General features: G+C 68.8%; 14 protein-coding genes. 4 read left to right on the forward strand and 10 right to left on the reverse strand.

What is annotated here, in order from left to right; genetic code table 11:
* Positions 1–146 precede the first annotated feature (146 nt).
* Positions 147–3,341, reverse strand: a complete 3,195-nt coding sequence (locus tag J2Y49_RS17335) for a response regulator (protein WP_310116102.1) — start codon at positions 3,339–3,341, stop codon at positions 147–149.
* A gap of 285 nt (positions 3,342–3,626) precedes the next feature.
* On the opposite strand from J2Y49_RS17335, the gene J2Y49_RS17340 reads away from it, so the two are divergent.
* Both J2Y49_RS17340 and J2Y49_RS17345 read left to right on the forward strand, forming a co-directional pair.
* Positions 3,627–5,582, forward strand: coding sequence for a hybrid sensor histidine kinase/response regulator (locus J2Y49_RS17340; RefSeq protein ID WP_310116103.1), 1,956 nt, complete (start codon positions 3,627–3,629; stop codon positions 5,580–5,582).
* A gap of 159 nt (positions 5,583–5,741) precedes the next feature.
* Positions 5,742–6,326 (forward strand): hypothetical protein, encoded by a 585-nt coding sequence (locus tag J2Y49_RS17345; RefSeq protein ID WP_310116104.1) that lies wholly within the window; start codon positions 5,742–5,744, stop codon positions 6,324–6,326.
* Positions 6,327–6,414: 88 nt separating this feature from the next.
* Here the strand turns inward: J2Y49_RS17345 and J2Y49_RS17350 are convergent, their stop codons facing one another.
* The 4 genes from J2Y49_RS17350 to J2Y49_RS17365 all read right to left on the reverse strand — a co-directional run bounded on the left by J2Y49_RS17350 (position 6,415) and on the right by J2Y49_RS17365 (position 11,288).
* Positions 6,415–7,968, reverse strand: coding sequence for an ABC transporter substrate-binding protein (locus tag J2Y49_RS17350; RefSeq protein ID WP_310116105.1), 1,554 nt, complete (start codon positions 7,966–7,968; stop codon positions 6,415–6,417).
* 158 nt (positions 7,969–8,126) lie between these two features.
* On the reverse strand, positions 8,127–8,981 hold the full coding sequence (locus tag J2Y49_RS17355; RefSeq protein ID WP_310116106.1) for a ParB/RepB/Spo0J family partition protein: 855 nt from the start codon (positions 8,979–8,981) through the stop codon (positions 8,127–8,129).
* A complete protein-coding gene (locus J2Y49_RS17360) occupies positions 8,971–9,993 on the reverse strand; it encodes an AAA family ATPase (protein ID WP_310116107.1) in 1,023 nt (340 codons plus the stop codon). Before J2Y49_RS17360 ends, J2Y49_RS17355 begins: the two co-directional genes overlap by 11 nt.
* 347 nt (positions 9,994–10,340) lie before the next feature.
* A complete protein-coding gene (locus J2Y49_RS17365) occupies positions 10,341–11,288 on the reverse strand; it encodes a replication initiator protein A (protein ID WP_149228246.1) in 948 nt (315 codons plus the stop codon).
* A 1,064-nt stretch (positions 11,289–12,352) separates the two neighbouring features.
* Here J2Y49_RS17365 and J2Y49_RS17370 point away from each other — a divergent pair.
* A complete protein-coding gene (locus J2Y49_RS17370) occupies positions 12,353–13,144 on the forward strand; it encodes a MarR family transcriptional regulator (protein ID WP_310116108.1) in 792 nt (263 codons plus the stop codon).
* Here the strand turns inward: J2Y49_RS17370 and J2Y49_RS17375 are convergent.
* Genes J2Y49_RS17375 through J2Y49_RS17385 form a run of 3 tightly spaced genes read right to left on the reverse strand, consistent with a single transcriptional unit; the run spans position 13,107 to position 16,069 of the window.
* Positions 13,107–13,733, reverse strand: coding sequence for a hypothetical protein (locus tag J2Y49_RS17375; protein WP_310116110.1), 627 nt, complete (start codon positions 13,731–13,733; stop codon positions 13,107–13,109). The two genes, J2Y49_RS17370 and J2Y49_RS17375, sit on opposite strands and share 38 nt — an antisense overlap.
* A 15-nt stretch (positions 13,734–13,748) precedes the next feature.
* Entirely contained in the window at positions 13,749–14,036 is a 288-nt protein-coding gene (locus J2Y49_RS17380; RefSeq protein ID WP_310116111.1) for a DUF2218 domain-containing protein, read from the reverse strand.
* A 35-nt stretch (positions 14,037–14,071) separates the two neighbouring features.
* A complete protein-coding gene (locus J2Y49_RS17385; protein WP_310116112.1) occupies positions 14,072–16,069 on the reverse strand; it encodes a TonB-dependent receptor domain-containing protein in 1,998 nt (665 codons plus the stop codon).
* Between the two features lie 209 nt (positions 16,070–16,278).
* Between J2Y49_RS17385 and J2Y49_RS17390 the strand changes: the two genes are divergently transcribed.
* Positions 16,279–17,322, forward strand: a complete 1,044-nt coding sequence (locus J2Y49_RS17390; protein WP_310116113.1) for an AraC family transcriptional regulator — start codon at positions 16,279–16,281, stop codon at positions 17,320–17,322.
* A gap of 222 nt (positions 17,323–17,544) precedes the next feature.
* Here J2Y49_RS17390 and J2Y49_RS17395 read toward each other — a convergent pair whose 3' ends face one another.
* Together J2Y49_RS17395 and J2Y49_RS17400 are read right to left on the reverse strand one after the other, a co-directional pair.
* Positions 17,545–22,374: an NAD-glutamate dehydrogenase domain-containing protein gene (locus J2Y49_RS17395; protein WP_310116114.1), complete on the reverse strand. Its 4,830-nt coding sequence runs from the start codon at positions 22,372–22,374 to the stop codon at positions 17,545–17,547.
* A 499-nt stretch (positions 22,375–22,873) separates the two neighbouring features.
* The coding region (locus J2Y49_RS17400) for an aldolase/citrate lyase family protein (protein ID WP_310116115.1) at positions 22,874–23,440 on the reverse strand (567 nt) is incomplete at its 5' end.

The following is a 23,440-nucleotide window of genomic DNA, read 5'->3' on the forward strand; positions in this document are numbered from 1 at the left end:
AAAATGAAAATGCCATTTGATTCCAGTTGATCAATTGCAGCTTGCAGCATCCTCTGTATTGCACCGATTCCTAATGGCAGACAAGAAGATTCTAGCGCAAATTAAACTCAATGACACTCCGCCAATCGACAATATTTTGGTCCCCCCTATCCCTCCCCCATCGCCTCCACCGCCCGGCGCGAGGCGACGCAGCGGGCGATCTCGGTCAGCAGCAGCACGCGGTCGATGGGCTTGGGCACATGGCAGTCCATGCCGGCCTCGTAGCAGCGGGCGATGTCGTCGGGGAAGGTGTTGGCGGTCAGCGCCACGATGGCGACTCGGCCGGCTGGGCCGGGCATGGCGCGGATGGCGCGGGTCGCCTCCAGGCCGTCCATCACCGGCATGTTGACGTCCATCAGGATCGCGTCGAACGGTTCGCGCCCATCCACCGCCGCTGCCGCCGCAACCGCCTGCGCCCCGTCCTCCACCGCCGCGACGCTGTGGCCGGCCTGCTTCAGCAGGGTGACGGCCAGCAGGCGGTTCATCTCCACATCCTCCGCCACCAGGATGCGCAGGGAGCCCGGCGCCGATGCCGCGGGGCCGGGCGTTGTGGCGGGCGGCGGGGCGGCCAGCGGGATTGAAGGCTCGGCGGGGGGCTCGGGCATGGCCTCGGGCACGACCCCGGCGATGGGCGGCGGCGGCGGGGGCTCCGCGGCCGGCTGGACCGGCGGGGCGGGCGGCTCGGGGGACGGCTGCGGCGGGGCCGGGGGTGGGGCCAGGGGCGGGGACGGCGCCAGCGGGTGCAGGCGGGCCAGACGGTCGCGCAGCTCCAGCGGGTCGTAGGGCTTGGCGATCAGGTCGTAGCCGCCCAGCGCCACGTCGTCGGCCACCACCGCATGGGCGGCGAAGCCCGAAGCCAGCAGAACCGGAAGGTCGGGGCGCAGGCGACGCGCCTCGCGCGCCAGCTCCGCCCCGTTCATGCCCGGCGGCATCACGATGTCGCTGAACAGCAGGTCCAGCGGCTCGTCCCCGCGCAGCACCGGCAGGGCCTCGCCGGCGCCGGACGCGCCGATCACCCGGTGGCCCCAGCTGCGCAGCAGGGCGCAGCCGTTCTCCAGGATGTTGTGGTCGTCCTCCACCATCAGGATCGACAGGCCGGGACGGTCCGACGGCGGGCGGACGGTGCCGCCGCTCTCGTCGGCCAGACGGTCGGGCGGGAAATGGAGGGTGACGATGGTGCCTTCCCCCACCCGGCTCGACAGGGTCATGGTGCCGCCATGCAGCTCCACCAGCCGGCGGGTCAGCGGCAGGCCCAGCCCGGCGCCCTCGGTCTGGCGGTTGGCTGGGCTCTCGACGCGGGTGTAGGCCTGCAGGACGCGGCCCAGATCCTGTTCGGGAATGCCGATGCCGGTGTCGCGCACCTCCAGCAGCAGGCCGCCGTCCGGCGCGGGGCCGGCGGCCAGCGAGACGGCGCCGCCGGAGGGCGTGTATTTGACGGCGTTGGACAGCAGGTTCAGCAGGATCTGGCGGAGGCGCCGCTCGTCGCCGCGCAGGAAACGGGCGGCGGGGTCCACCGTTGCCGAAAGGGCGATGCCGGCGCGGGCGGCGCGCGGGGTCAGCAGGCGGATGGCGAAGGTGGCGGCGGCGTCGAGATCGACCGGCTCGTCGTCCAGCACCAGCTGCCCGGCCTCCGCCCGGACATGGTCGAGGATCTCGTTGATCAGCTCCAGCAGATGCTGGCCGCTGTCGCGGATGTTGACGGCGAAGTCGCGGTAATGGGCGTTGCCGACCGGCCCCTCCGACTCCCGCGCGATCAGGTCGGCGAAGCCGATGACGGCGTTCATCGGGGTGCGCAGCTCGTGGCTCAGGCTCGCCAGGAACTCGGTCTTGCTGCGGCTGGCCGATTCCGCGGCCTGGCGGGCGTCCTGAAGCTCGGCCTCCATGATCTTGCGGGCGGTGACATCGCGCTCGACGCTGACGTAATCCTGCGGCGCGCCCCAGTCGTCGGCGACAAGCCGCACCGCCGCCTCGATCCACACCCAGCGGCCATCGGCATGGCGCAGCCGGTAGGTGGTCTTCAGGGTCGGGCGGTCGGGCCTCAGCTGTGCCAGACCGGCGGACAGGGCGTCGCGGTCGTCGGGGTGGACCCGCTCCACCAGCGGGCGGCCGATCAGGTCGATGGGCGCGCAGCCCAGGCTGTCGCGCGTCGCCTCCGAACAGAAATTCCGCACGCCGTCCAGGCCGATGCGGCCGATGATATCGGTGACGCTGCGCGCCAGCAGGCGGTAGCGCGCCTCACTGGCGCGGATCGCGCGTTCGGCCTCGTGCCGGCGGGTGATGTCGCGGGCGCCGACCGACAGCATGACGATGGCGCCGCTGCGATCGCGGATCGGCACCTGCGACACCTCCCACCAGCGGGTGACGCCCTCGTGGGTGTGCTGCTCCTCGAAGCGGGTGGGGGCGCCGGCGTCGATGCAGGATTGCAGGTCGGCCGTCGCCTTGGCGGCCAGATCGGGCGGCAGCAGGCTGTCCAGCGGCTTGCCGGCCGCGTCGGCGGCGCGGTCGCCCATCGCCCGCAGGGCGGCGGCGTTGGCGCTGTGCAGGGTGAAGCCGCCGTTGTCGCCGACGCGGACGATCGCCAGGCTGTCGGCGGAGCTGTCGAACACGGCGCGGAAGAGGGCGGCGTTCTCGGCCAGGGCGTTCTCGTCGGCGACGCGCCGGTGCTCGCGCGCCAGCATGGTGCCGAGCAGGCCGATGCCGAGCGCGGTGAAGGCGGTCAGCGGCAGCGCCGCCTCCTCCAGCACCCGCAGGGCGAGCCTGGGGTCGGGCAGCAGCATGAAGGCCAGCAGGGTCAGCGGGGTGATGGCAAGGCCGAACAGGGCCAGCAGGCCGAAGCCGTAGGCGCCCTTCCCTTCTCCCTTCCCTGGCCCCTGCCCCTTCCCCTGCCCCTTCCCCTGCCCTGGCCCGCGGTGGCCGGCGGCCCATCGCTCCATCGGCCGGGCCAGCAGCGGCGCCACCAGCGCGGTCAGCAGGATGCCGACCAGACCGGTCAGCGAGCCCATGCCGCCCAGCCACAGCCGCACCCCGCCGGCAGCAAGGGCAGAGATCAGGGCGGCGGGCCAGCCGCCGAACAGCCCGGCCAGCCCGATCATCACGTTGCGCAGGTCGACCAGCACCCCGCTCTCGACCGGGTAGGCATCGAGCATCGAGACGGCGGCGGCCACGCCGAACAGCAGGCCGGACAGCAGGGCGAAGGGCAGGCGCCGCGTCCCGAACCGCCGCAGCACATAGCGGTAGGCGAGCAGGACCAGCGCCAGCAGCCCGACGCCGTGCGCAAGGGCGATGATGATGCCGGTTCCCATGCTCCGCCCCCCAGCGGCAATCCCGATCCCGCCCCAATTCCGGGGTCCGAAATCGGAAGCGAACTTTTACACAGGCAATCAAACAAGAAAAAGCAACGATTCGAAACAGTCATATGGGCTTTTTATATAGTCCTGCCGCCGAAAGCGGGCGAACCGCTTCCTTTAGTCGCCGGGATGAGGACGGCGGCAGCATCGGCACCACGCGGCTGTCGTGTTTGGCCGCCGATTCGGTTAGGATGACCCGCGCGATTTGTTCGTGGTCGTCGTGTTTTCGTAGGCTTCCGCATGCTGTTCAAGGTTTTTTCACGGAGCCTGGTCGCCCGGACGACGGCATCGGCGGTGCTGCTGGTGTCGGTGCTGATCGCCGTGCCCATGGTGGTGCTGATCCAGGCCGACGTGCGCAACACCCGCGCCGAGCTGGCCATCCGGGCCGAGATGGCGACCAGGATTGTGCTGGACGACGTGGCGAACGCGCTGTGGGACCTCGATCCCGAAGAGGCGGTCACGGCGCTGATGCCGCTGCGCTCTATCGACAGCTTCGCCGAGGCGGTGATCCTGGGCACCCATGGCGAACGCTTCGCCATCTTCCGCAAGCCGGGCGCCGCCATCGTCAGCGACGCCGCCGCCACTGCCGCCGCCGTGCCGCTGACCCACCAGGACCGGACCGGCGCCGTCCGCAACATCGGCACTCTGCTGGTCCGGCTGGACACCGGCCCGACCGACGCGGCCATCCGCCACCATGTGCTGGTGCTGAGCGGGGTCGGCGCCGTCACCCTTCTGCTGGTGGTCCTGGGGGTGGTGTGGGCGACCCGCGGCATGACCCTGCCCATCGCCGGCATGACCCGCGCCATGGCCGATCTGGCGGCCGGCGACGTGTCGGTGGACGTGCCGGTGCGCCACCGCGACGACGAGATCGGCCGCATGGCCAAGGCGCTCGCCACCTTCCGGCAGAACGCCATCGACCTGCGCGTCGCCAAGGAACGGGCGGAGCAGGCGGTGGCGTCGAAGGCCAAGTTCATGGCCGCCGCCAGCCACGACCTGCGCCAGCCGGCCCAATCGCTGCTGATGCTGACCGCGATGCTGCGCGCCACCGCCCCCAACCCGAAGGTGGCGGAATCCGCGCGCAAGATCGAACAGGTCGTCATGACCCTGAAACAGCTGCTGGACGAGCTGCTGGAGGTGTCGCGGCTGGACGCCGGCGGCGTCACGGCGAACAAGGCGGTGCACGAGATCGCCGACCTGTTCGACGCGCTGGAATCGCAGTACGGCCCAGTGGCGCGCAACAAGGGGCTGGCCTTCGCCGTGCCGCAATACCGCGCGCCGGTGGTGACCGACCGCATTCTGCTGCTGCGCCTGCTGGGCAATCTGATCGACAACGCGATCCGCTACACCGCCAGCGGGCAGGTGCAGGTCGCCTGCCTGGAATCCGGCGGCAACCTGATCGTCGAGGTGCGGGACAGCGGCATCGGCATCCCCGAAGACCGGCTGGAGGCCATCTTCGAGGAGTTCCACCAGATCGGCAACCCGGAGCGCAACCGCGACAACGGCATCGGCCTGGGCCTGTCGATCGTCAAGCGGCTGGCGACGGTGCTGGACCACCCGGTGAAGGTGCGCTCGACGCTGGGCAAGGGATCGGTCTTCTCCGTCACCATTCCGCTGGCCCCGGTGGAGGCCGCCGCGGTGGAGAGCGTTGCAGTGGAGACCGCTGCGGTGAAGCCTGGGGCCCCTGTTCCGGTGGCGCGGTCCGCCGTCTCCGCCGCTCCACCCGCCCCTGCCCCTGCTCCTGCGGCCACGATGGCGACGCTGGCGGACGCGCCGGCGAAGGAGGGGGAGATCGCGATACTGGTGATCGACGACGACAGCTTCGTGCTGTCCGCCATCTCCATGTTCCTGACCAGTGCCGGGCATCGCGTCGTCGGCGCCTCCACCGTCGCGCAGGGCCTGCGGGCGGTGCAGGACGGAGCCGTCCGTCCCGATGCGGTGATCGCCGACTATCACCTGTCCGCCACCGAGAACGGCCTGGATTTCATCGCCGAGGTATGGAAGCGGCTGGGCCTGCGCATTCCGGCGGTACTGATCTCCGGCCGGCTCGACGGGGCGGTGACCAGCCGGGCGGCGGAGATGGGCGTGATCGTGGCCGCCAAGCCGGTCATGCCCGACCGCCTGTCGACGCTGGTGGAGGCGATGACCGCCTCGCGGCCGGTCCTGTCCGTCGCCGCCGATACCTCCCGCCCCGCATAATACCCTGGTCGGCAGAAGTCATCGGCCGGGCGCCGGACGCTTAGGACTAAAAATAATCTCACATATCCGGCTATGCTGTGGCACAACATTGACGCCATACCCGGAACCAGTCCTGCAACCCGCGTCACGGGCTGGAAACAAGCAACCTCGGAGGATCCCATGCGCGGCGCCACCACGACCGACATCACGCGTGCCCGGGAGATCATCGCCGGTTTCGACTTCGGCTATGTGGTTGACCGGGCGGTCGCCACGGGCATGACCCCTGCCATGTCCGAGATCGCGCTGAACCAGCTGAAGGCTTTCCTGCTGGCCTGCGCCGAGCATCCGGACCGGGACATCGTTCCGCAATCGGCCGCTTGCGACGATCTGTGGCACGAGTTCATCGTCGCCGACACCCGCGCCTACTTCCGCTTCTGCGAGGCGGCGTATGGCGAGTACCTCCATCACAACGGCGTCGCCGTCGCTGCCGACCGCATGGCCGCCGCCCGCGCCGACAGCGCCCGCCTGTTCGCCACCGCGGATTGCCTTCGTGAGGCGAAGGCCGCTGACTGCCTCCGCGAAGCCAAGGCGGCGGATTGCCTCCGTGAGGCGAAGGCCGCTGATTGCCTCCGCGAAGCCAAGCCGGCGGATTGCCTCCGTGAGGCGAAGGCCGCTGATTGCCTCCGCGAAGCCAAGGTGGCGGATTGCCTGCGCGAAGCGAAGGCCGCTGACTGCCTCCGTGAGGCGGGATCGCAGGACGCCTGACGCCACCCGGCCATTTCGATGAAAAGCCCCTGTCCGTCAGCCGGACAGGGGCTTTTTTCTTACCCGCATCACCCTGCCCTATGCCGGTTCAGCCGAAGTTGAGGCCGCCGAACGGCGTGATGAAATTCTCGCTCAGCACGTTGCCGCGCAGAGCCACGTAATCCGGCACCACCAGCGGGATCACCGGCAGCTCCTTCATCACCATGCACTCTGCGTCCTTGTAGACCTCGGCGCGGCGGTCGGGGTCCGCGATGGCCATCGCGCGTTCGACCAGGCCGTCGAATTCCGCATTGGACCAGCCGACGGGATTGAAGCGGCTGCGGCTGCTGAACAGCTCGTCCAGGAAGTTCATCGGGTCGGGGTAGGTGGCAGTCCAGCCGAACAGGAAGGAATCGTAGTCGCGCCGACGGGAGCGGGCGATGAACTCCTGCCGCGGGGCGGTGACCAGCTTCGCCGGAATGCCGGCATTGTTCCATTGCGACACGTAATAGACGAACTCGCGCCGGTATTCCGGAATGACGCTGACCGTGAAGGGATCGATGCCGCGCCCACCCGGATAACCCGCCTCCTCCAGCAGGCGCGCCGCCAGCGTCGGGTCGTAGACGAGCGGCTCCAGCTTTTCGTTCGACAGCAGGGCCGGCGGAACGACGCCGTTATGGACGGCAGCCACACCGCGGAAGAAACGTTCCGCCACCGCGTTGCGGTCGATCAGCAGCGACATCGCCCGGCGCACCCGCAGGTCGGCGAAAGCCTTCACCCGGCGCGGGTCGAGCGCCACCACCCGCATCTGCATCCGCTGCACGTTGGTCAGCGACCGCTTGAAACCAGGATCGTCCATCACCCCGCGCAACGCATCGGTATCGACGAAGGTGAAATCGATCTGGCTGTCGTTGAACAGCGTGATGCCGTCGTTGCCGATGCCGGTGGCGAGGAAGGACACCCGCTCGAACGGGACGGCACCGCCGCGCCAGCCGGGATTGGCCTCCACATCGATGCGGATACCCTCGGTCGAGCGGGCCAGCCGGTAGGGGCCGGTACCAGCCGACATGGTGCGGAACCAGTCGGGACCGGCCTGCTCGGCCGCCTCGACATCGACGATGTGGATGCGGGCGAAGGGGAAGACGGCGTTGGGCTCGTCGCAGACGACCTCCAGCGTCCGGTCGTCGATGACGGTAACGCCCGACAGCTCGTTGGTCGTCTTTGCCCGCAGCTCCCGAAAGCCGCGGACCTTGGACAGGGCCAGCAATGCGAAGTTGGCGCCGTCGCCGGCCAGAGCCGCCTCGAAACTGCGTTTGACGGCGGCGGCGGTGAAGGGGCGTCCGGTGTGGAAGGTCACGCCGTCGCGGATCGTCAGCCGCCAACGCCGCGCATCCTCCGAGGCTTCCCAGGCGGTGGCAAGACCCGGCAGGATGCGGCCCTGCGCATCGACGCTGGTCAGGCTTTCATACATCGAGCCCAAAATCTGCCGTGCGACCAGGTCGCTGACGGTCAGCGGATTGAGCGCCGCCGGCAGGGACTTCAGCCCGATCCGCAAGGTGCCGGCGGCGGCCAGCGCCGGCCGCGGCACCGCGCCGGACAGCGCGGCGGCTCCGAGGAAGCCCCCGAACGCGCCAAGGAAATGTCGTCTCTGCACAGCCGGCATCGCTGATCCGTCGCGTCGTAGTCTTGCCGGCAATCCTTACCATGGGGCAGGGCAGGCGGTCACCCTGGTCGACCGCCAGAGGCTTTCGCACTCGAAAGCGCGCTGAAGTTGCTTTTCTGACAAGGCGCGACCGACAGTTGCTTTCGAGTGCGAAAGCCTCAGCCGTTCAGCAGGGCATCGATCCGGTCGCGCAGGGCCTGCAGCCTTTCGCGATGTTCGCGCTGCAAGGATTGGGCGACCGTGTCGATGGCGGCCAGATCCTTGTCCATGCGGTTGATCGCCTTGCCCAGCACCCGCATCGGCTCGGCCGTGGAGGATGCCGCCGGACGGGCCGCCCGCACCGCGCCCACCGTCAATCCGCCGGTGCGGGCCGTCTGCCAAAGCCGGCGCAGCTCCGCCTCGTCCTCGACAAAGGCCAGTTCGACCAGTGCGGAGCGGGAGACCGCGTCCGGGTTGGCGCGATAGTCGGCCAGGATGTCGTCGGGCAGGCGCAGCACCTTCAGGCGCTTGGACACCTCGGCCTCCGAACAGCCGACGGCCGCCGCCACCTCCGCCTGGGTGTAGCCATGCGCATCGATCAGTTGCGACAGGCCGCGGGCGAGGTCGATGGCGTCCAGATCCACGCGCTGGACATTCTCGATCAGCGCGATTTCTTCCGGACGGCCCTTGGTGATGATCGCGGCGATGGTGCCGCGGCCGAGCAGCCGGTGAGCGCGCAGCCGCCGCTCGCCGGCCACCAGACGGTAGCGCCCCTTCTCCGCCCCCTCCTGCACCAGCACGGGTTGCTGCAACCCGTGACGGGCGATGGAGTCCGCCAGCGAGCGCAGGGACTCGTCGTCGAACACCGTGCGCGGCTGGCCGGGGTTGGTCTCGACGGCGTCCAGATCGACCTCGACCAGCCGGGGCAGCACGCCGCTCAGCCCGAACATGCGGTCGGTCTCGGCGGCGAAGCCGGCCTCCTTGGCCTGGAGCACGGTGGCGGCGGTCTGGCGGGTCAGCTTCTTAGGCGGCATCGACGGTCTCCTGCAGGCGGCCCATGGCGGTCAGCAGCGCGGAGGCGATGGCGGCATAGCTCTCCACGCCGGGGGCGCCGATGTCGGCGTCCAGCGTGATGACGTTGGCGCCGGCCGCCTGGGCGTAGATGGTCGCGCGCGGCACCGGCGGGAACACGCGGCGGTCGTTCCCCCACAGCCGCTCGATATCCTCCAGCGACGACCGATCCTGGGTCTGGCGCGGGTTGACCATGGTCGGAAGGATGCCCAGCACCTCCAGCCGTGGGTTCAGCCGCCGCTGGATCTTCGCGACGGTGTCGAGGAAGGCGCTGACGCCGAGGATGGCGTGCGGCTCGGCCTGACAGGGGACCAGGACGTAATCGGCGGCGGTCAGGGCGTTGATGGTCACCGCACCCAGGTTGGGGGCGCAGTCGATGACGATCACGTCATAGCGCTCCCGCACGCCGTCCAGCATTTCGGCCAGCGCGGTCTGGGCGTTGGTCAGGTTGCCCGGCAGCTCGGTGTCGGCGCTCGCCAGCGCGATGCTGGACGGCACGACGTCCAACCCTTCGACGCTGGTCGGGCGGATCACCGCATCGAGCGGGGTCTTGCCCATCAGCGCGTGATAGAGGACCTTCCCGGCCTCGGTCAACGCCACCACGTCGGTCTGCGGCACGCCGACATGCACGGTGGCGTTGCCCTGCGGGTCGGCATCGACCAGCAGCACGCGGTTGCCGGCGCGCGCCAGGATGAAGGCGAGGTTGATGGAGGTCGCGGTCTTCGCCGTGCCGCCTTTCTGCAGTCCGACGGCGACGGTGGTGCCGCGGCGGGGCAGGGGGCTTTCCGGCCGTTCCAGATCCAGCAGCAGAAGCCGTCCCAGCACGTCGCGGGGCAGGGCCTCCTTGCCGGTCTCCCACTTGCTCAGCCGCTGCTTGTCGTATTTGCGGCCGGTGAGTTCGTTGACGAACGCCGCCATCTGCGTCTGGGTCAGGCCGCGCCGTTCCCGCAACGCCTTCAACTGTTCCCCTGTCACGCCCCGTCCTCCTGCCCCGGCACCGGTTGCGGCGACCCTACCAAGTCGTCGCCACTCCGGCAACGGGTGTCTACCGGATGGAGAGGGCTATCGTATTTCGATCGAGATCGTGAACTCACCCATTCCGGATGCCCTTCTCCCCTTGCGGGGCGGGATCGGCCAAACGCCAACGGCGTTTTGCCGACCCGCGGGTTGGGATGAGGGGTGGGGTGGCTGAAGGCTGTTGCAAATCCAGGATTTGCACCCCCTCACCCCAACCCCTCTCCCACAGGGGGAGAGGGGCTTTGTCGATAAACGAGCTTCAAATGCGATTGCCCCAGCCGAAGGGGGATCGGATGGGGAGGGAGTCACACCGTCTCGTCGTATTCCACCTTGGGAACGTCGATCCAGTTCTCCGGCTGGCCCTGGTCCTTCTTCCAGAACAGCACCGGCAGGTCGGCGTTCAGCACGCGGCCCAGAACGGCGCCGCGCGCCTTCATCGTCTCCTTGTACTCCGCCGTCTCGACGATGCGCACGCCATAGCCGGGGATGCGGTCGGCGGCGAGGACGGGACCGAGCGCGTTCTTGAACTTGCGCAGGTCGTTGTCGGAGCCGACGCGCTTGCGCAGCGGCTCCAGCGCCATCCAAAAGGCATGGCCGCGGGCGAGATGGGCGCGCGCGATCTCGTAAAGCCGCTTCTCCACCGGCTTCAGCGCGAAATACTGGTCGTCGTAGCTCAGCAGATTGTGGCCCAGCGCCGCACGGGTGACCCAGCCCGACAAGGTCAGCTTCAACCCGCGCACCGCGCGCTCGCCGTCCTTCTTGCGCTGGTAGAGCAGCTTGTAGTCGGAAATCCACGAGAAGGCGCCGCTTTCGCCCTCCCCGCCGGTTTCCAGGTTGGTCTTGATCTGCGTACCCTGCAGCCGTTCCAGCGCCCCTTCGATCTTGTCATAGGCGCTGCCGCCGGCGGTCTTGCCGACGATGCGCTGGAGATCGCTGGTGGTGAAGTGAAGCTCGCCCAGCTTGGACGGGCCCTTTCCCGATTCCATCTTCTCGCGCAGCAGAGAGATGGCGTAGAGCAGCACCGCCTTGTCCCAGATGGTGGCGACGCCGACATTCTTCGGCGCCCGCACCTCGATCCGCACCTTGCCGTCATCATAGGTCGGCAGCGATTCCGCCTTGTCCTTCGACAGGCCGAACAGGCTGTAGACCATCATGTGGCGGTCGTTCTGGACATCGCCGGTCAGCGGTGAATCGAGCCGCAGAGCCAATTGCAGCGGCCGGTCGAGCAGCTCGGCGTTGGTGGTCTGGGACATGCGATCTCTCCGCGGGTGCTGTGCGGCTTCAAGTGGGTTGCAGCCATAATCCACAAGCCCGCCCCTCTGTTCCACAGCTCCGGCTCAAACGTCGCCGTTCTGCCGAAAGATTCCCGTGAACGGCGCGATTTGCTCCTTAGAACGTCGCCGTTCTGCCAGTTTTCCCGATCGGGGCCGGCGGGAGGCGATGAGAGGCGGTCGGCCGCGCGTCTGAGGGCTCTCACCCGGCCGGTGGCAGCGTCAACGTCTGCGTTCTGCCGTGCCGGAGGGTGGCGGAACGGGCAGCTCTCACCGTAAGTAGTTGTTTTTGTTCGGTTATGGTGCTGCATCACTGCCCGGGCCAGGGTCAGGATGCCCCCTGAACGGCCCCCGACTGGCAGAACGACGACGTTCGGACGATCCGCCGGAGGGCCGATTCCCGCCCGATTCTCCACCGATTCTGGCCGGCTGGTGGTGGGGTGGGGGAGGGGAGGGCTGCATTATTCGGCAGAACGGCGACGTTCGGAGCCAGGATCCGGCAGACACAAAGCTCTCATTCTCAAGAATCTTTCGGCAGAACGGCGACGTTCGGACCCGAATCTTTCGGCACAACGGCGACACTCGCAGCGGGACAGCCGACGACATGCCGCCATAAGTAATTGATTCCCGCTGAAGAATCCCGCCGCCGCCCATTGCGACGTCGCTGATGTGCCACTTTCCGAAGACCGTGGACAGACGCGCAACGGCACGTACACATTTCAAAAAACGGGCGAAAACCGCCCTCACGCCATCAACCTGCGTCCATGCCAGTTACTGGCCGGCGCCACGGTTTGCTGCATCTTGAAGGAGAGCATCATGACGTAACGGAGGACTGACCTCCGCAAACACAAAAGGCCCGGATTGCTCCGGGCCCTTCGTGTCGGACGGAGGAGACCGAGGGAAACCCGGGCACCCCACATCTGGCGGTTTGGCGACTCCATGATGGCAGGGCAGCACCGTGATGCCAAGCGGATTCATCCCGAGTCCGTTGACGCTCTCCCTTTGTCTCCACCCGTTCACGGATCGACCGACAGACGGGTGTCTCAATGAAGCCATACATCGACATGTACAGGCGCTGGATTGCCATGCCCGGCATCCAGGCCGCCGACATCGCGGTGTTGTCCGCGCTCTATGCCCATGCCGACCGCGACGGTGTCTGCACCGCCACGCAAGGTGAACTGGCAGAGGAGCTTGGGCAGAGCCGCGCCTGGTTCAATGCCGTGCTGAAGGGCCTGCAGGCGCCGTCGGCGGCACTGGTCTGCGCCCAGTCGCGGCGCGGCCTGCGCGGTTTCGCCTATCGGCTGACGGGGATGGAGGGCGTCACCGCCGGCATGTCCTGTCAGCCGGCTGACATCGGCGGTTCGCCAGCCGGCTTCTCCTTGGAATCCCAGAATCCTGAATCCTCCTCCCAATCGGGCGGGCAGGATGCGCGGCAGGATGAGGCCTTGCCCGCCGACTGGCAGCCTGATGCCGCCGATCTCGCCTGGGCGGCGCAGGAACGCCCGGAGGTCGATGCCGGCCGGGTGACCGCGAAGTTCGTGGCGTGGTGCCGCAAGGCGCATACCCGCAACGGCTACCGCCCGCCGGATCCGGGGGCCGCATGGCGGCGCTGGATCCTCCGGGAACTGGTCGCTCCGCCCGATCTGTCCCGCGACCCCGCCGCCGAAGCCTCTCCGTCCATTCCGTCCGCCATTCGCAACCACCGCCGGGAGCCCCGCCATGATCGCCGTTCCGTCCCTCCCCGCAGCGGATCCGCGTCCGATGCCGCGTCCAACGCTGCCGTCCGCAACCGCGAAACCCTCACTGCCCTGCGCCTTCGCCTCGCTGGCCAGTCTTGAGGTCGCCGACCTGCGGTTCGAGACGCAGGATATGTCTCCCGACGAGATCGGGGCGCTGGCCGACCGGGTGGAGCAGGCCATCGGCACGCTGACGCCGCCGATCGGCATCGAGAATGTGCTGATCGGGCTGGAAAAGCTGGCCGACCGCTTCGCGCTGGAACTGCCGGACGCCGAACTGCTGGAGGCCGACGTGCGGGCGATGGCCGATTGGCCGGCGGACCGCTGGATGGCGGCCTTCGAGGCGGTCTGGTCGAATTTCCGCAGCGGATGGAGCCGCTTCCCGACCCTGGGCGACTTCCGCGACGCTCTGGCCGCCCTGCCGGCGGTGGGGGAGAGCCGGGCCGCCGACGATCTGCGGCGTCTGGCCTCGCGCCTGCGCCAGGAACAGCAACTGCGCGCCCGCACCGAGGAGCAGCGCCGCCGTGCCCGTGCCCGCGAAGCGGCATTGGCCGAGCGGCAGCGCGAACTGGCGCGGTGCCGGCTGGCGGATGGGACGGCAACGGCGAAAGGCCCGGATCCGGCCGTCGGTGACGACAGCCGGATGCCGGACCCTGTTCCGGTTCGATCCTCGCCGGCTGCCGAGCGGCAACCTGACCGGCCGGTGTCAGCCGGCGGGGAACCAGTCCGGCTTCAGCCCCTCCTTCCAGGCGAAGCGGACCAGATGGTCGTCCACCACCGCCTTGACGCGGGCCAGCGCCTCGGCGTCCGCCGCCTCGCAATGCAGGGTCAGGATGCCGTCCGCCGCCGTCATCGTGCAGCGTCCCCAGGGGAACAGCGCCTCGCCGGCGGCGGCGTCGTACCGCACCGCGATCTTGTGGGCGAAATGCTTGCAGAGCTGCTGCAGGTACCGGCTGGCAAGGGCCGTCGGAATCTTGGCCGTTTCGGTCAGCAAGAGTGCGCTCCCTATGGTGATCGGTTCCCGTCGGCTCAGAACTTGACGGTGGAGGTGAGATAGAAGGTCCGCCCTTCCGCGAGCGCCGGCTGCACGGTGGAGGTCTGGCCGTAGCTGGACCGGCTGACATAGGCCGCGTCGAAGATGTTGTTGGCCTCGGCCCGCAGGGTCCAGTCGGGCGCCGTCTCCAGCGGCTTCCATTCGGTGAAGAGGTTGACGACCTGATAGCCGTCGATGGAGCGGAAGCCGTTCGCCCGCAGCGCGTCGTCCTCGATCTTCAGCGCGATCTCCGCCGAGGCGCCCAGCGTCAGCCGCAGATCCTCGAAGCCGTAATGGCCGCGGAAGGCGAAGAGGTCGCCGACCGGGACCGCCGTGTTGTAGTCCGACGACAGCGCCATGCGGTTGCCGTACTTCACGTCGGTGTGGGTGTATTTCGCGCTGATCCCGGCATTGCTCCAGTCATAGCCGGCGGTCAGGTCGAAGCCCCTGCTGCGCAGATCCTCGCCGTTGACGCGGGTGTAGGTGGTGTAGTTCCAGGCGACCGGGTTCTCCATGTAGGTCAGGAAGGCCGCCGCCTCCAGCCGCAGGCCCTGGTCGGCATAGCGCAGGCCGGCGCGCATGTTGTGGGCGGTCACCGGTTCCAGGTCGCTGGAATAGCGGTAGTTGGCGGCGTGGAACAGGGCGGCTTCCGCCATCTCCAGCCCGCCCCAGTTGTAGCTGTAGCCGCCGAAGGCGGTGAGCCGGTCGGTCACGGCGTAGTCGGCCGACAGGTTGGGGCTGATGCCGGTGTTGTCGAAGGTCTTGCCGTCGACCGACCGGTAGCTCTGGTGGTCGATGCGGACGCCGGTGGACAGGCGCAGCCGCTCCACCGGGGCCAGACGCGCCTGCAGGAAGCCGCCGACATTGGTGATCCGCTCCTCCGCGTCGGTGGCGAAGTGGAAGCGGTCGATGTGGATGTCGTCGCGGGACAGGTCGAAGCCGGCGGTCAGGGTGCCGGTCGGGATGGCGAAGCTGTTCTTCACCGTCAGGCCGATGGTGTCGACCTCGCTGTCGAAGGCGCCGTGCGCGGTGGTGCGGCGGTTCTCGTTCGGCCGCTCCAGCCGGTTGCGGGTGTAGGTGAATGAGACGCCGGGATTGAACCAGTCGGTCGGCTGCGTGGTCTCGTAGCTGACGACCGCGGTGGTGCGGGTCGCGGTGTTGCTGTTCATCAGCGGCCCGGTCGGCCCGCCGACGATGCCAAGGTTGGAGCGCAGGCGGCGCACGGCGTCGTCGCGCACATGCTCGCCCGACACCGAGATGCGGTGGCCGCTGTCGGACTCATAGGCCAGCTTGCCCAGGCCGCTGACCAGATCGGTGCCGGTGCCGGCCTCGGTCACGCCGTTGCCGTTCTCGTAGTTCCTGCCGCGCGACAGGGTGCCGATGCCCAGGATCTCGAAGCCGTGCTTGGCGGCATAGCCGGCGCCGGTGGTCCGCCAGGTCTTGGAGTTGGTGTCGTAGCCGAGGATGGCGGTGGCGCCGACATCCTGCCCCGGCAGGAGCAGGTCGGCGGCATCCTTCGTCTCGAAGGCGACCGCGCCGCCGAGCGCGCCCGGACCGGCATCGGCGGGCGACACGCCCGGATCGACCTGGACCGACTTCAGGAAGGTCGGGTCGAGCGTCAGGTTGCCGTTGTGGTGCCAGATGCCGTTGCGCTGGGCCGCACCGTCGATGGTGACGGTCAGCTTGCTCTGGTCGATGCCGTGCAGATAGATCTTCTGCGCCGCGGTGCTGCTGCCGGGGACGGTGATGCTCGGCTCGCCCTGGAACAGGTCGCGCAGGGTCTGCGGCACCTCGCGGTCGATGGTCTTCTGGTCGATGACGGTCGCCGCCTCCACCGGGCGGGGCGCCTCGCCCTCCACCGCGACGGAGGGGAGGGTGACGGCCCTGTCGGTCGCACTGCCGGTCTGGGCGAGGGCGGGGACCGCCTGCGCAAGAAGGGTCAGGGCGATGAGGGAGGTCGTGCTGGTGATCCGGTGACGGAATCGGCTGGTCATGGTCGGCAGTCCATCCTTTCGCGCCACCCCCGGTTCACGCCCGCTGGACCATCGGCCCTCGCTGTGATATCCGAGAATGCGACGCATTCGCAATTTGGTTCCGGCGTCCTGGACGCTGTTCACGCTGGTATAGCCCGCGCTGCGCCGACGATGCCTTTGCGTGCCGGTCAAACTCCTTTGCCGGTTCGCCAGATGACGGGGATGGGACGATGACGGATGGCGGCGTGATGGAAACGGAAAGCCCGCTCCGTTGGCGGGACCTGGTGGCGCGCGGCAATCGCGGGGGCGAGGCGCTGCCGGCGATCGTGCCGTCGCTCGATCCCGACGACATCGTGCTGCGCGGCCGGTTCCGCATGGAGATGCTGCGCAGCGGCCTGTCGCTGCATGCCACCGACGCGGTCGATCTGCGCGACATGACGACGGCGGCGGCGGCCGGGGCCGGACTGACGGTGGCGCTGTTCCTGCGCGGAGAGGTCGACATCTCACTCGGCGAGCGCCGCTATGCCCTGTCGGCCGCGCGCGAGCCGGTCCTGTTCCTGCTGTCCCGCACCGAGGAGGACCGGTTCCAGCGCCGGGCGATGCGCGGCAACCGGGTGCGCAAGATCACACTGGGCCTGCCGCCGGACTGGCTGGACGGAGACGGCGGCCATGGTGGCGGCCCGGCCTGTGCGCCTGTGGCGGGGGAGGGGGGCCTGCGGCGCTTCTGCCGGACGCATGGCGCCAGCATGGTGCTGCGGCCGACGGCGCGGCAGGTGGCGCTGGCGGAACGGCTGACCGGCCCCATCGCCTGCCCGCCGATGCTGGAAAGCCTGTATCTGGAAAGCCACGCGCTGGAGATCGTCGCCGAGGCGCTGGGCATGGTCGACATGCCCGCCGCCCACCCCTTGAGCAGCCGGGACCGCGCCCGCCTGCGCATCGCCTGCGAGTATCTGGAGAGCCGCGACCCGGACGACGACGCGCCGCTGCGGCTGGAGGTGGTCGCCCGCCATGCCGGGATGAGCGTCAGCACGCTGCACCGGCTGTTCCGGGCCGGCCATGGCATGTCGGTGTTCGAGTATGAACGTGCACGCCGGATGGAGCGGGCGCGGACGGCGCTGGAATGCGAGGGCGTCAGCGTGACGGAGGCGGCCTATCTCGCCGGTTATTCCAGCCCGGCCAACTTCGCCACCGCCTTCAAGCGGCGCTTCGGCCGCTGTCCGCGGGAGGTGCGGGCGGCCCGCATCGCCCTTCCGCCGGCTGCGGGCAGAAGTTGAATCGCGGAGCGGTTCGCTATCCGCATAAGTTGCTTTCGAATTAGAAAATGGGCGGGCAAGAAAATGGGCGGATCTGCGGTCAAGCGGATCCGCCCGAGGCGAGGAGACTGAAAACCGGCGCCCGAACGTGCCTGCAAAGGCGCCGGCGTTCCGGCGGCCCGGCTGCGCAGACCTGCGCGACCGGGCCGTCCGAACCGAGCGTCTCCTATCCCTGTGTCCTCATCATCCCGCGATCAGGCCGCGCAGCTGCCGGTTGGCGACCGCCAGCATGGCGAGGTCGACCGCCGGCTGGGCGCGCAGTTCGGCCAGAAGCTGCTCGACGCGTTCCACCACGAGGCTGCGGCTGGCGATCCAGGCATCGACAGCCGCGGACTCGTCGCCTTCGCTCTCCAGCACGCGGATGGTCAGCGCGCTCTGGTGGGCGAACAGGTCGTCGATGATGGCAGCGACCGCCTGACGCTGCCAGTGGTTGTCGACCTTGGCGCCGTTGGCGCGGTCGCGCAGCCATTCCAGGCCGAAGCGGCGGCCCAGCCCGAAATAGACCGAGGCGACGCCTTCCACCGCACGGCCGGTGCGCTCGGCGATCCGCACCAGATCCGGGGCGGCGGCCAGCACCGGCAAGGCGGCGACCCGGCGGGCCAGATCCTCCGGCACGCCCTGGACGGTGGCGTCGGCGACGCGGGCGGCAAGGCGAGAGGACTCCTCGGCATCGAGGAAATGGTCGAGCCCGGCGGCCAGGGTTTCCACGCCCGGACGGAAGGCGGCGGACTCCCGGCCCAGATCCAGCGGATGCGGGCTGTGCGCCAGGAACCAGGCGACCGCACGATCCATCAGATGGACCGTTTCCAGCATCAGCGTGGTCTGCAGGGCGGCGGGAACCGCATTGTCCAGACCGTCGATGGCATCCCACAGCGGGCGAAGCTGGAAGACGTCGCGGGTGATGGCGTAGGCGCGGGCGACATCCGCCGGGCCGAGACCGGTCTTCTCCACCATGTCGCGGACGAAGGTCGGGCCGACGCGGTTGACCAGGCTGTTGGTGACGGCGGAGGCGATGATCTCGCGGCGCAGGCGGTGGCGGAAAATCGCCTCGCGATGGCCATCGCGCAGCGGCTGCGGGAAGTAGCGCAGCAGATCGTCCACCGTCGCCGGATCGTCCGGCAGTTCGGACGCCAGCAGCTCGTCGTACAGCGTGATCTTGGCGTAGGCCAGCAGCACCGCCAGTTCCGGCCGGGTCAGGCCGCGGCGCTCGGCCATGCGCTGGGCCAGTTCCTCGTCGGTCGGCAGATATTCGATGGCGCGGTTCAGGCGGCCGCTGCGCTCCAGGTTGCGGATGAAGCGGGCCTGCGCCTCCAGCAGGGCAGCGCCTTGCGCCTCGGCGATGGTCAGCGCGCCGGTCTGCCGGTAGTTGTCGGCCAGCACCAGAGACGCCACCTCGTCGGTCATCGCCGACAGCAGGGTGTCGCGCTGCTTCAGCGTCATGTCGCCCCGCGCCATGACGTCGCCCAGCAGGATCTTGATGTTCACCTCATGGTCGGAGGTGTCGACGCCGGCGGAGTTGTCGATGGCGTCGGTGTTCAGGCGGACACCCTTGCCGTCGCGGCCCTTCTGCGCCGCTTCGATGCGGCCGCGCTGGGTGACGCCCAGATTGGCGCCTTCGCCGACCACCTTGGCGCGGATCTGGCCGCCATCGACGCGCAGCGCGTCGTTGGCCTTGTCGCCGGCCTCGGCGTTGGTCTCGGTCGACGCCTTGATGTAGGTGCCGATGCCGCCGAACCACAGCAGATCGACCTCCGCCGTCAGCAGGCGGCGCATCAGCTCGGTCGGGGACAGATGGCTCTGCTCGATGCCGAAGCGGGCGCGGACCTCCGCCGTCAGCTCCACCGTCTTGGCGCTGCGCTCGACGATCATCGCGCCCTTCGACATCAGGGAGCGGTCGTAGTCCGCCCAGGAGGAACGGGGCAGGGCGAACAGCCGGTTGCGCTCCTCCCAGCCGGTTGCCGCGTCGGGATCGGGGTCGAGGAAGATGTGGCGGTGGTCGAAGGCGGCCAGCAGGCGGATGTGGCGGGACAGCAGCATGCCGTTGCCGAACACGTCGCCCGACATGTCGCCGACGCCGACCACGGTGAAGTCGGTGGTCTGGATGTCGGTGCCCATCTCGCGGAAATGGCGCTTCACCGATTCCCAGGCACCGCGGGCGGTGATGCCCATCGCCTTGTGGTCGTAGCCGGCCGAGCCGCCCGACGCGAAGGCGTCGCCCAGCCAGAAGCCGTGATCGACCGACACCCCGTTGGCGATGTCGGAGAAGGTGGCTGTGCCCTTGTCGGCGGCGACCACCAGATAGGGATCGTCGGCATCATGGCGCACGACATCCTTGGGCGGCACCACCGATCCGTCGGCGGCCAGATTGTCGGTGACGTCCAGCAGGCCGCGCATCAGCGTCTTGTAGCACTCGATGCCTTCGGCGAGCGCCGCCTCGCGCCCGGCGCTCGGGGGCGGGGGCCGCTTGACGACGAAACCGCCCTTGGACCCCACCGGGACGATGACGGTGTTCTTCACCATCTGCGCCTTCATCAGCCCCAGGATCTCGGTGCGGAAATCCTCGCGCCGGTCGGACCAGCGGATGCCGCCGCGGGCGACCTTGCCGCCACGCAGATGGACGCCTTCCATGCGCGGGCTGTAGACGAAGACCTCCACCCACGGGCGGGGCAGCGGCAGCTCCTCGATCGACCCGCTGTCCAGCTTGAAGGACAGGTGAGGTTTCGGGGTGCCGTCGGCCGCGGTCTGATAGGCGTTGGTGCGCAGGGTGGCGCGGATCAGGTTGGCGAAGCGGCGCAGGATGCGGTCGTCGTCCAGATTGGTGACGGCGTCCAGCGCGTCTTCGATCTGCTCCAGGATCGACGCCTCGTCCGCCCGGTTCTTCGGATCGAAGCGGGCGGCGAACAGGCGGGACAGCAGGCGGGCGATCTGCGGATGGCCGGCCAGCGTCGCCTCGATGGTGTCCTGGGCGTAGGCGAAGCGGGCCTGCTTCAGGTACTTGGCATAGGCACGCAGAACCGTGACCTCATGGGCCGCCAGACCGGCGCGCAGCACCAGCCGGTTGAAGCCGTCATCCTCCATCCGGCCGTCCCAGATGTCGGCGAAGGCCTCCTGGAAGGTTTGCTTCACCTTGACGCAATCGACGGTCAGGCCGGTCTGGGTGCGGGCGGAGAAGTCGTGGATCCAGACCGACGGGGAACCGCCGGCCGGCCGGACCTCGTAGGGCTGCTCGGTGATCACCTTCAGATCCATGTGCTCCAGCATCGGCAGCACGTCGGACAGCGGCACCGGCCGGCCCTGGTGATAGATCTTGACGTGCAGCTCGTCGCCGTCCGCCTCCAGCGGGTGGAACAGCACGATGCCCAGGCGCTGTTCGGCGAGCGCGCGCTCGATGCGGTCGATGTCGTGGACGGCGGTTTCCGCCGTGAAGGTCTCGCGGTAGCCGGCCGGGAAGGCGTCGGCATAGCGGCGCAGGCGGGCGTTGCCGATCTCCTCGCCATGCGCCTCGACCAGCGCGTCGCGCAGCCGGTCGGCCCAGCTGCGGGAGACCTGGACCAGCCGGGCCTCGATCTCGCTGATGTCGGCGGGCGGGATCCTGCCCGGCTCCGTCTTCACCATCAGGTGCAGGCGGGCGAGCGCGCTGTCCGACAGCTGGGTGAAGTAGGAGCTGCAGGTGCCGTGGAAGGCGGTTTCCAGCACGCCCTGGATCTTGCGGCGGAGCGCCGTGTCGTAGCGGTCGCGCGGCACGAAGACCAGCGCCGAGACGAAGCGTTCGAAGGGATCGCGGCGCACGAACAGGGCAAGCCGCTGGCGTTCCTGCAGGTGCAGGATGCCGACCGCCGTCTCGAACAGCTCGTCCGACGGGGTCTGGAACAGCTCGTCGCGCGGATAGGTTTCCAGGATGTTCAGCAGCGCCTTGCCGTCATGGCCCGACGGATCGAAGCCGGCGCGGCCCATGACGCGGGCGACCTTGCGGCGCAGGAACGGGATCTCGCGCGGGCTGCGGTTGTAGGCGACGGAGGTGAACAGGCCGACCGCCAGCGTGACGCCGAGGACATTGCCCTGCTCGTCGAAGCGCTTGACCAGAATGGCGTCCAGCGGAACCGACCGGTGCACGGTGGCCTGCCGGGTGCCCTTGGTCACCAGGAGCGCGCGCGGCTGGTGCAGGAAGGCGCGGATCTCCTCCGGCAGAACGGCAGCGTGGCCGTGCTCGTCGAAGACGGTGATCTCCGGGGCGCGCAGCACGCCGAGGCCGCTGCCCTCGACCAACTCCAGCCAGGGTTCGCGCCCGTCGCCGCCAATGGTGGCGGTGTAGAGGCGGCTGCCCAGCAGGGTCATGTTGCCGTCGTCGACCCAGGTCAGGAAGTCGGTGGCTTCCTTGGATTCCTCGGCGTCGGGGGCGTGGGCGATGTCGTCGCGGGCGGCGCGGACGCGCTCGCGCATCGGGTTCCAATCCTCCACCGCGGCGCGGACATCGGCGAGCACCCGCTCGATCCCCTCGCGCAGACGGGCCTGGGCGGCCGGATCCGACAGCGGGTCGATGGAGCAGTGCATGAAGGATTCGTCGCGCGCGCCATCACGCTCTTCACCCGGTTCGAGCAGCTCGACGATGCGGTCCTCGGCGTCGCGGACGACGCGGGTGACGGGGTGGATGACGAGGTGGACGGTGACGCCCTGCCGGTTCAGCTCCGCCGTGACGGAATCGACCAGGAAGGGCATGTCGTCGTTGACGATCTCCACCACCGAACGCTCGGACTGCCAGCCATGCTCGTCCAACCGAGGCGCATAGACCCGGACCTTGGGCTTGCCGGGCGTGCGCTGCTGTGCCCATTGCCACATCGCCAGAGCCGCACCGTAAAGCTGTTCCGGCGTGCCGCGCAGCAGGTCGTCGGGGGGCACGTTGGCGTAGAAGCGCTTCACGAAGCGCTCCGCCCGCGCGTTCGGAACCCGGCTGCGCACCAGTTCGGCCAGCTGCTGCCGCAAGTCGCCCGCCAGATCCTTCGTCGCCGTCCGCATGATGGTGGATGTCTCCTCTCGGGTTTTCTTTGGATTGGTAGTACCATCCCCATCCGATCAATTCGACGGCAAATAAACGGCAGGATTTCTGACCAAGCGGCGATTTGCACTCCTTTCGGGTTATTTCTCCAAAGATTCGGACAACCCAGTGACATAGTCGCCGAATTTATCCATAGCCCGTTCACATCCCCGCCACCGCCCTCCCACCACCGGTGCCGCGGCAAAGGCGCACAGTGCCCTTCTGCCGCACCTCCCGGTGGTCGCGAGGGGGCTGCGGAGGTGGGTAAGCCGAATCGATTCGCGCAGTTCGGCCATTCGCCGGCAAATCGGCGGAAAGCCTGGAAAATGGCTCCGCAAGAAGGTCAGCGGTACTGACCGGATGGCGGTTCCGATCTCCGCCGGGGAGTTTTGCGACAGGGTATGGACGGGACGGCGTGCGTTCGCGGAAAAATCGTAAAAATTGCGGACGCACGCCGGCCTTTGGGAAGCGGTCGCAGGGTCAGACGTTCGTCTTGAACTTGGCGGCGAGCTGCTCGGAGGTGCGGGCGAGAATGCCGAGGTCGGAGCCGACGGCGACGAATGTGCAGCCCAGCTCGATGTAGCGTTTGGCGAGCGCCTCGTCGGCCGACAGGATGCCGGCCGGTTTGCCGCAGGCGCGGATGCGGGCGATGGCGTCCTCGATCGCCGCCTGCACCTCCGGGTGCTTGGGGTTGCCGACATGCCCCAGCGCCGCCGCAAGGTCGCCGGGGCCGATGAACACGCCCGTCACGCCCTCGACCGCCGCGATCTCCTCGATGTTGTCCAGGCCCCGGCGGCTTTCCACCTGCACCAGGACCGCAAGCTCCGCCTCGCACTGCTGCGGATAATCCTTGATCCGGCCGAAGCCGCTCGCCCGCGGCGCCGCCGAATAGCCGCGCACGCCATGCGGCGGATAGCGGGTGTAGGCCACCGCGTTCGCCGCCTCCTCGGCACTCTCCACATAGGGGATGAGGAAGGACTGCACGCCGATGTCCAGGTAGCGCTTCAGCGTCACCATGTCGTTCCACGGCACCCGCACCACCGGATG

The organism is Azospirillum sp. BE72 (assembly GCF_031455875.1).
Lineage (GTDB): Bacteria > Pseudomonadota > Alphaproteobacteria > Azospirillales > Azospirillaceae > Azospirillum.

Coding starts and splice junctions, on each gene's coding strand:
- J2Y49_RS17340 (WP_310116103.1), top strand. CDS start 3,627: ATGCTGTTCAAGGTTTTTTCACGGAGCCTGGTCGCCCGGACGACGGCA.
- J2Y49_RS17395 (WP_310116114.1), bottom strand. CDS start 22,374: ATGCGGACGGCGACGAAGGATCTGGCGGGCGACTTGCGGCAGCAGCTG.
- J2Y49_RS17390 (WP_310116113.1), top strand. CDS start 16,279: ATGACGGATGGCGGCGTGATGGAAACGGAAAGCCCGCTCCGTTGGCGG.
- J2Y49_RS17355 (WP_310116106.1), bottom strand. CDS start 8,981: ATGCCGCCTAAGAAGCTGACCCGCCAGACCGCCGCCACCGTGCTCCAG.
- J2Y49_RS17370 (WP_310116108.1), top strand. CDS start 12,353: ATGAAGCCATACATCGACATGTACAGGCGCTGGATTGCCATGCCCGGC.
- J2Y49_RS17345 (WP_310116104.1), top strand. CDS start 5,742: ATGCGCGGCGCCACCACGACCGACATCACGCGTGCCCGGGAGATCATC.
- J2Y49_RS17385 (WP_310116112.1), bottom strand. CDS start 16,069: ATGACCAGCCGATTCCGTCACCGGATCACCAGCACGACCTCCCTCATC.
- J2Y49_RS17335 (WP_310116102.1), bottom strand. CDS start 3,341: ATGGGAACCGGCATCATCATCGCCCTTGCGCACGGCGTCGGGCTGCTG.
- J2Y49_RS17365 (WP_149228246.1), bottom strand. CDS start 11,288: ATGTCCCAGACCACCAACGCCGAGCTGCTCGACCGGCCGCTGCAATTG.
- J2Y49_RS17350 (WP_310116105.1), bottom strand. CDS start 7,968: ATGCCGGCTGTGCAGAGACGACATTTCCTTGGCGCGTTCGGGGGCTTC.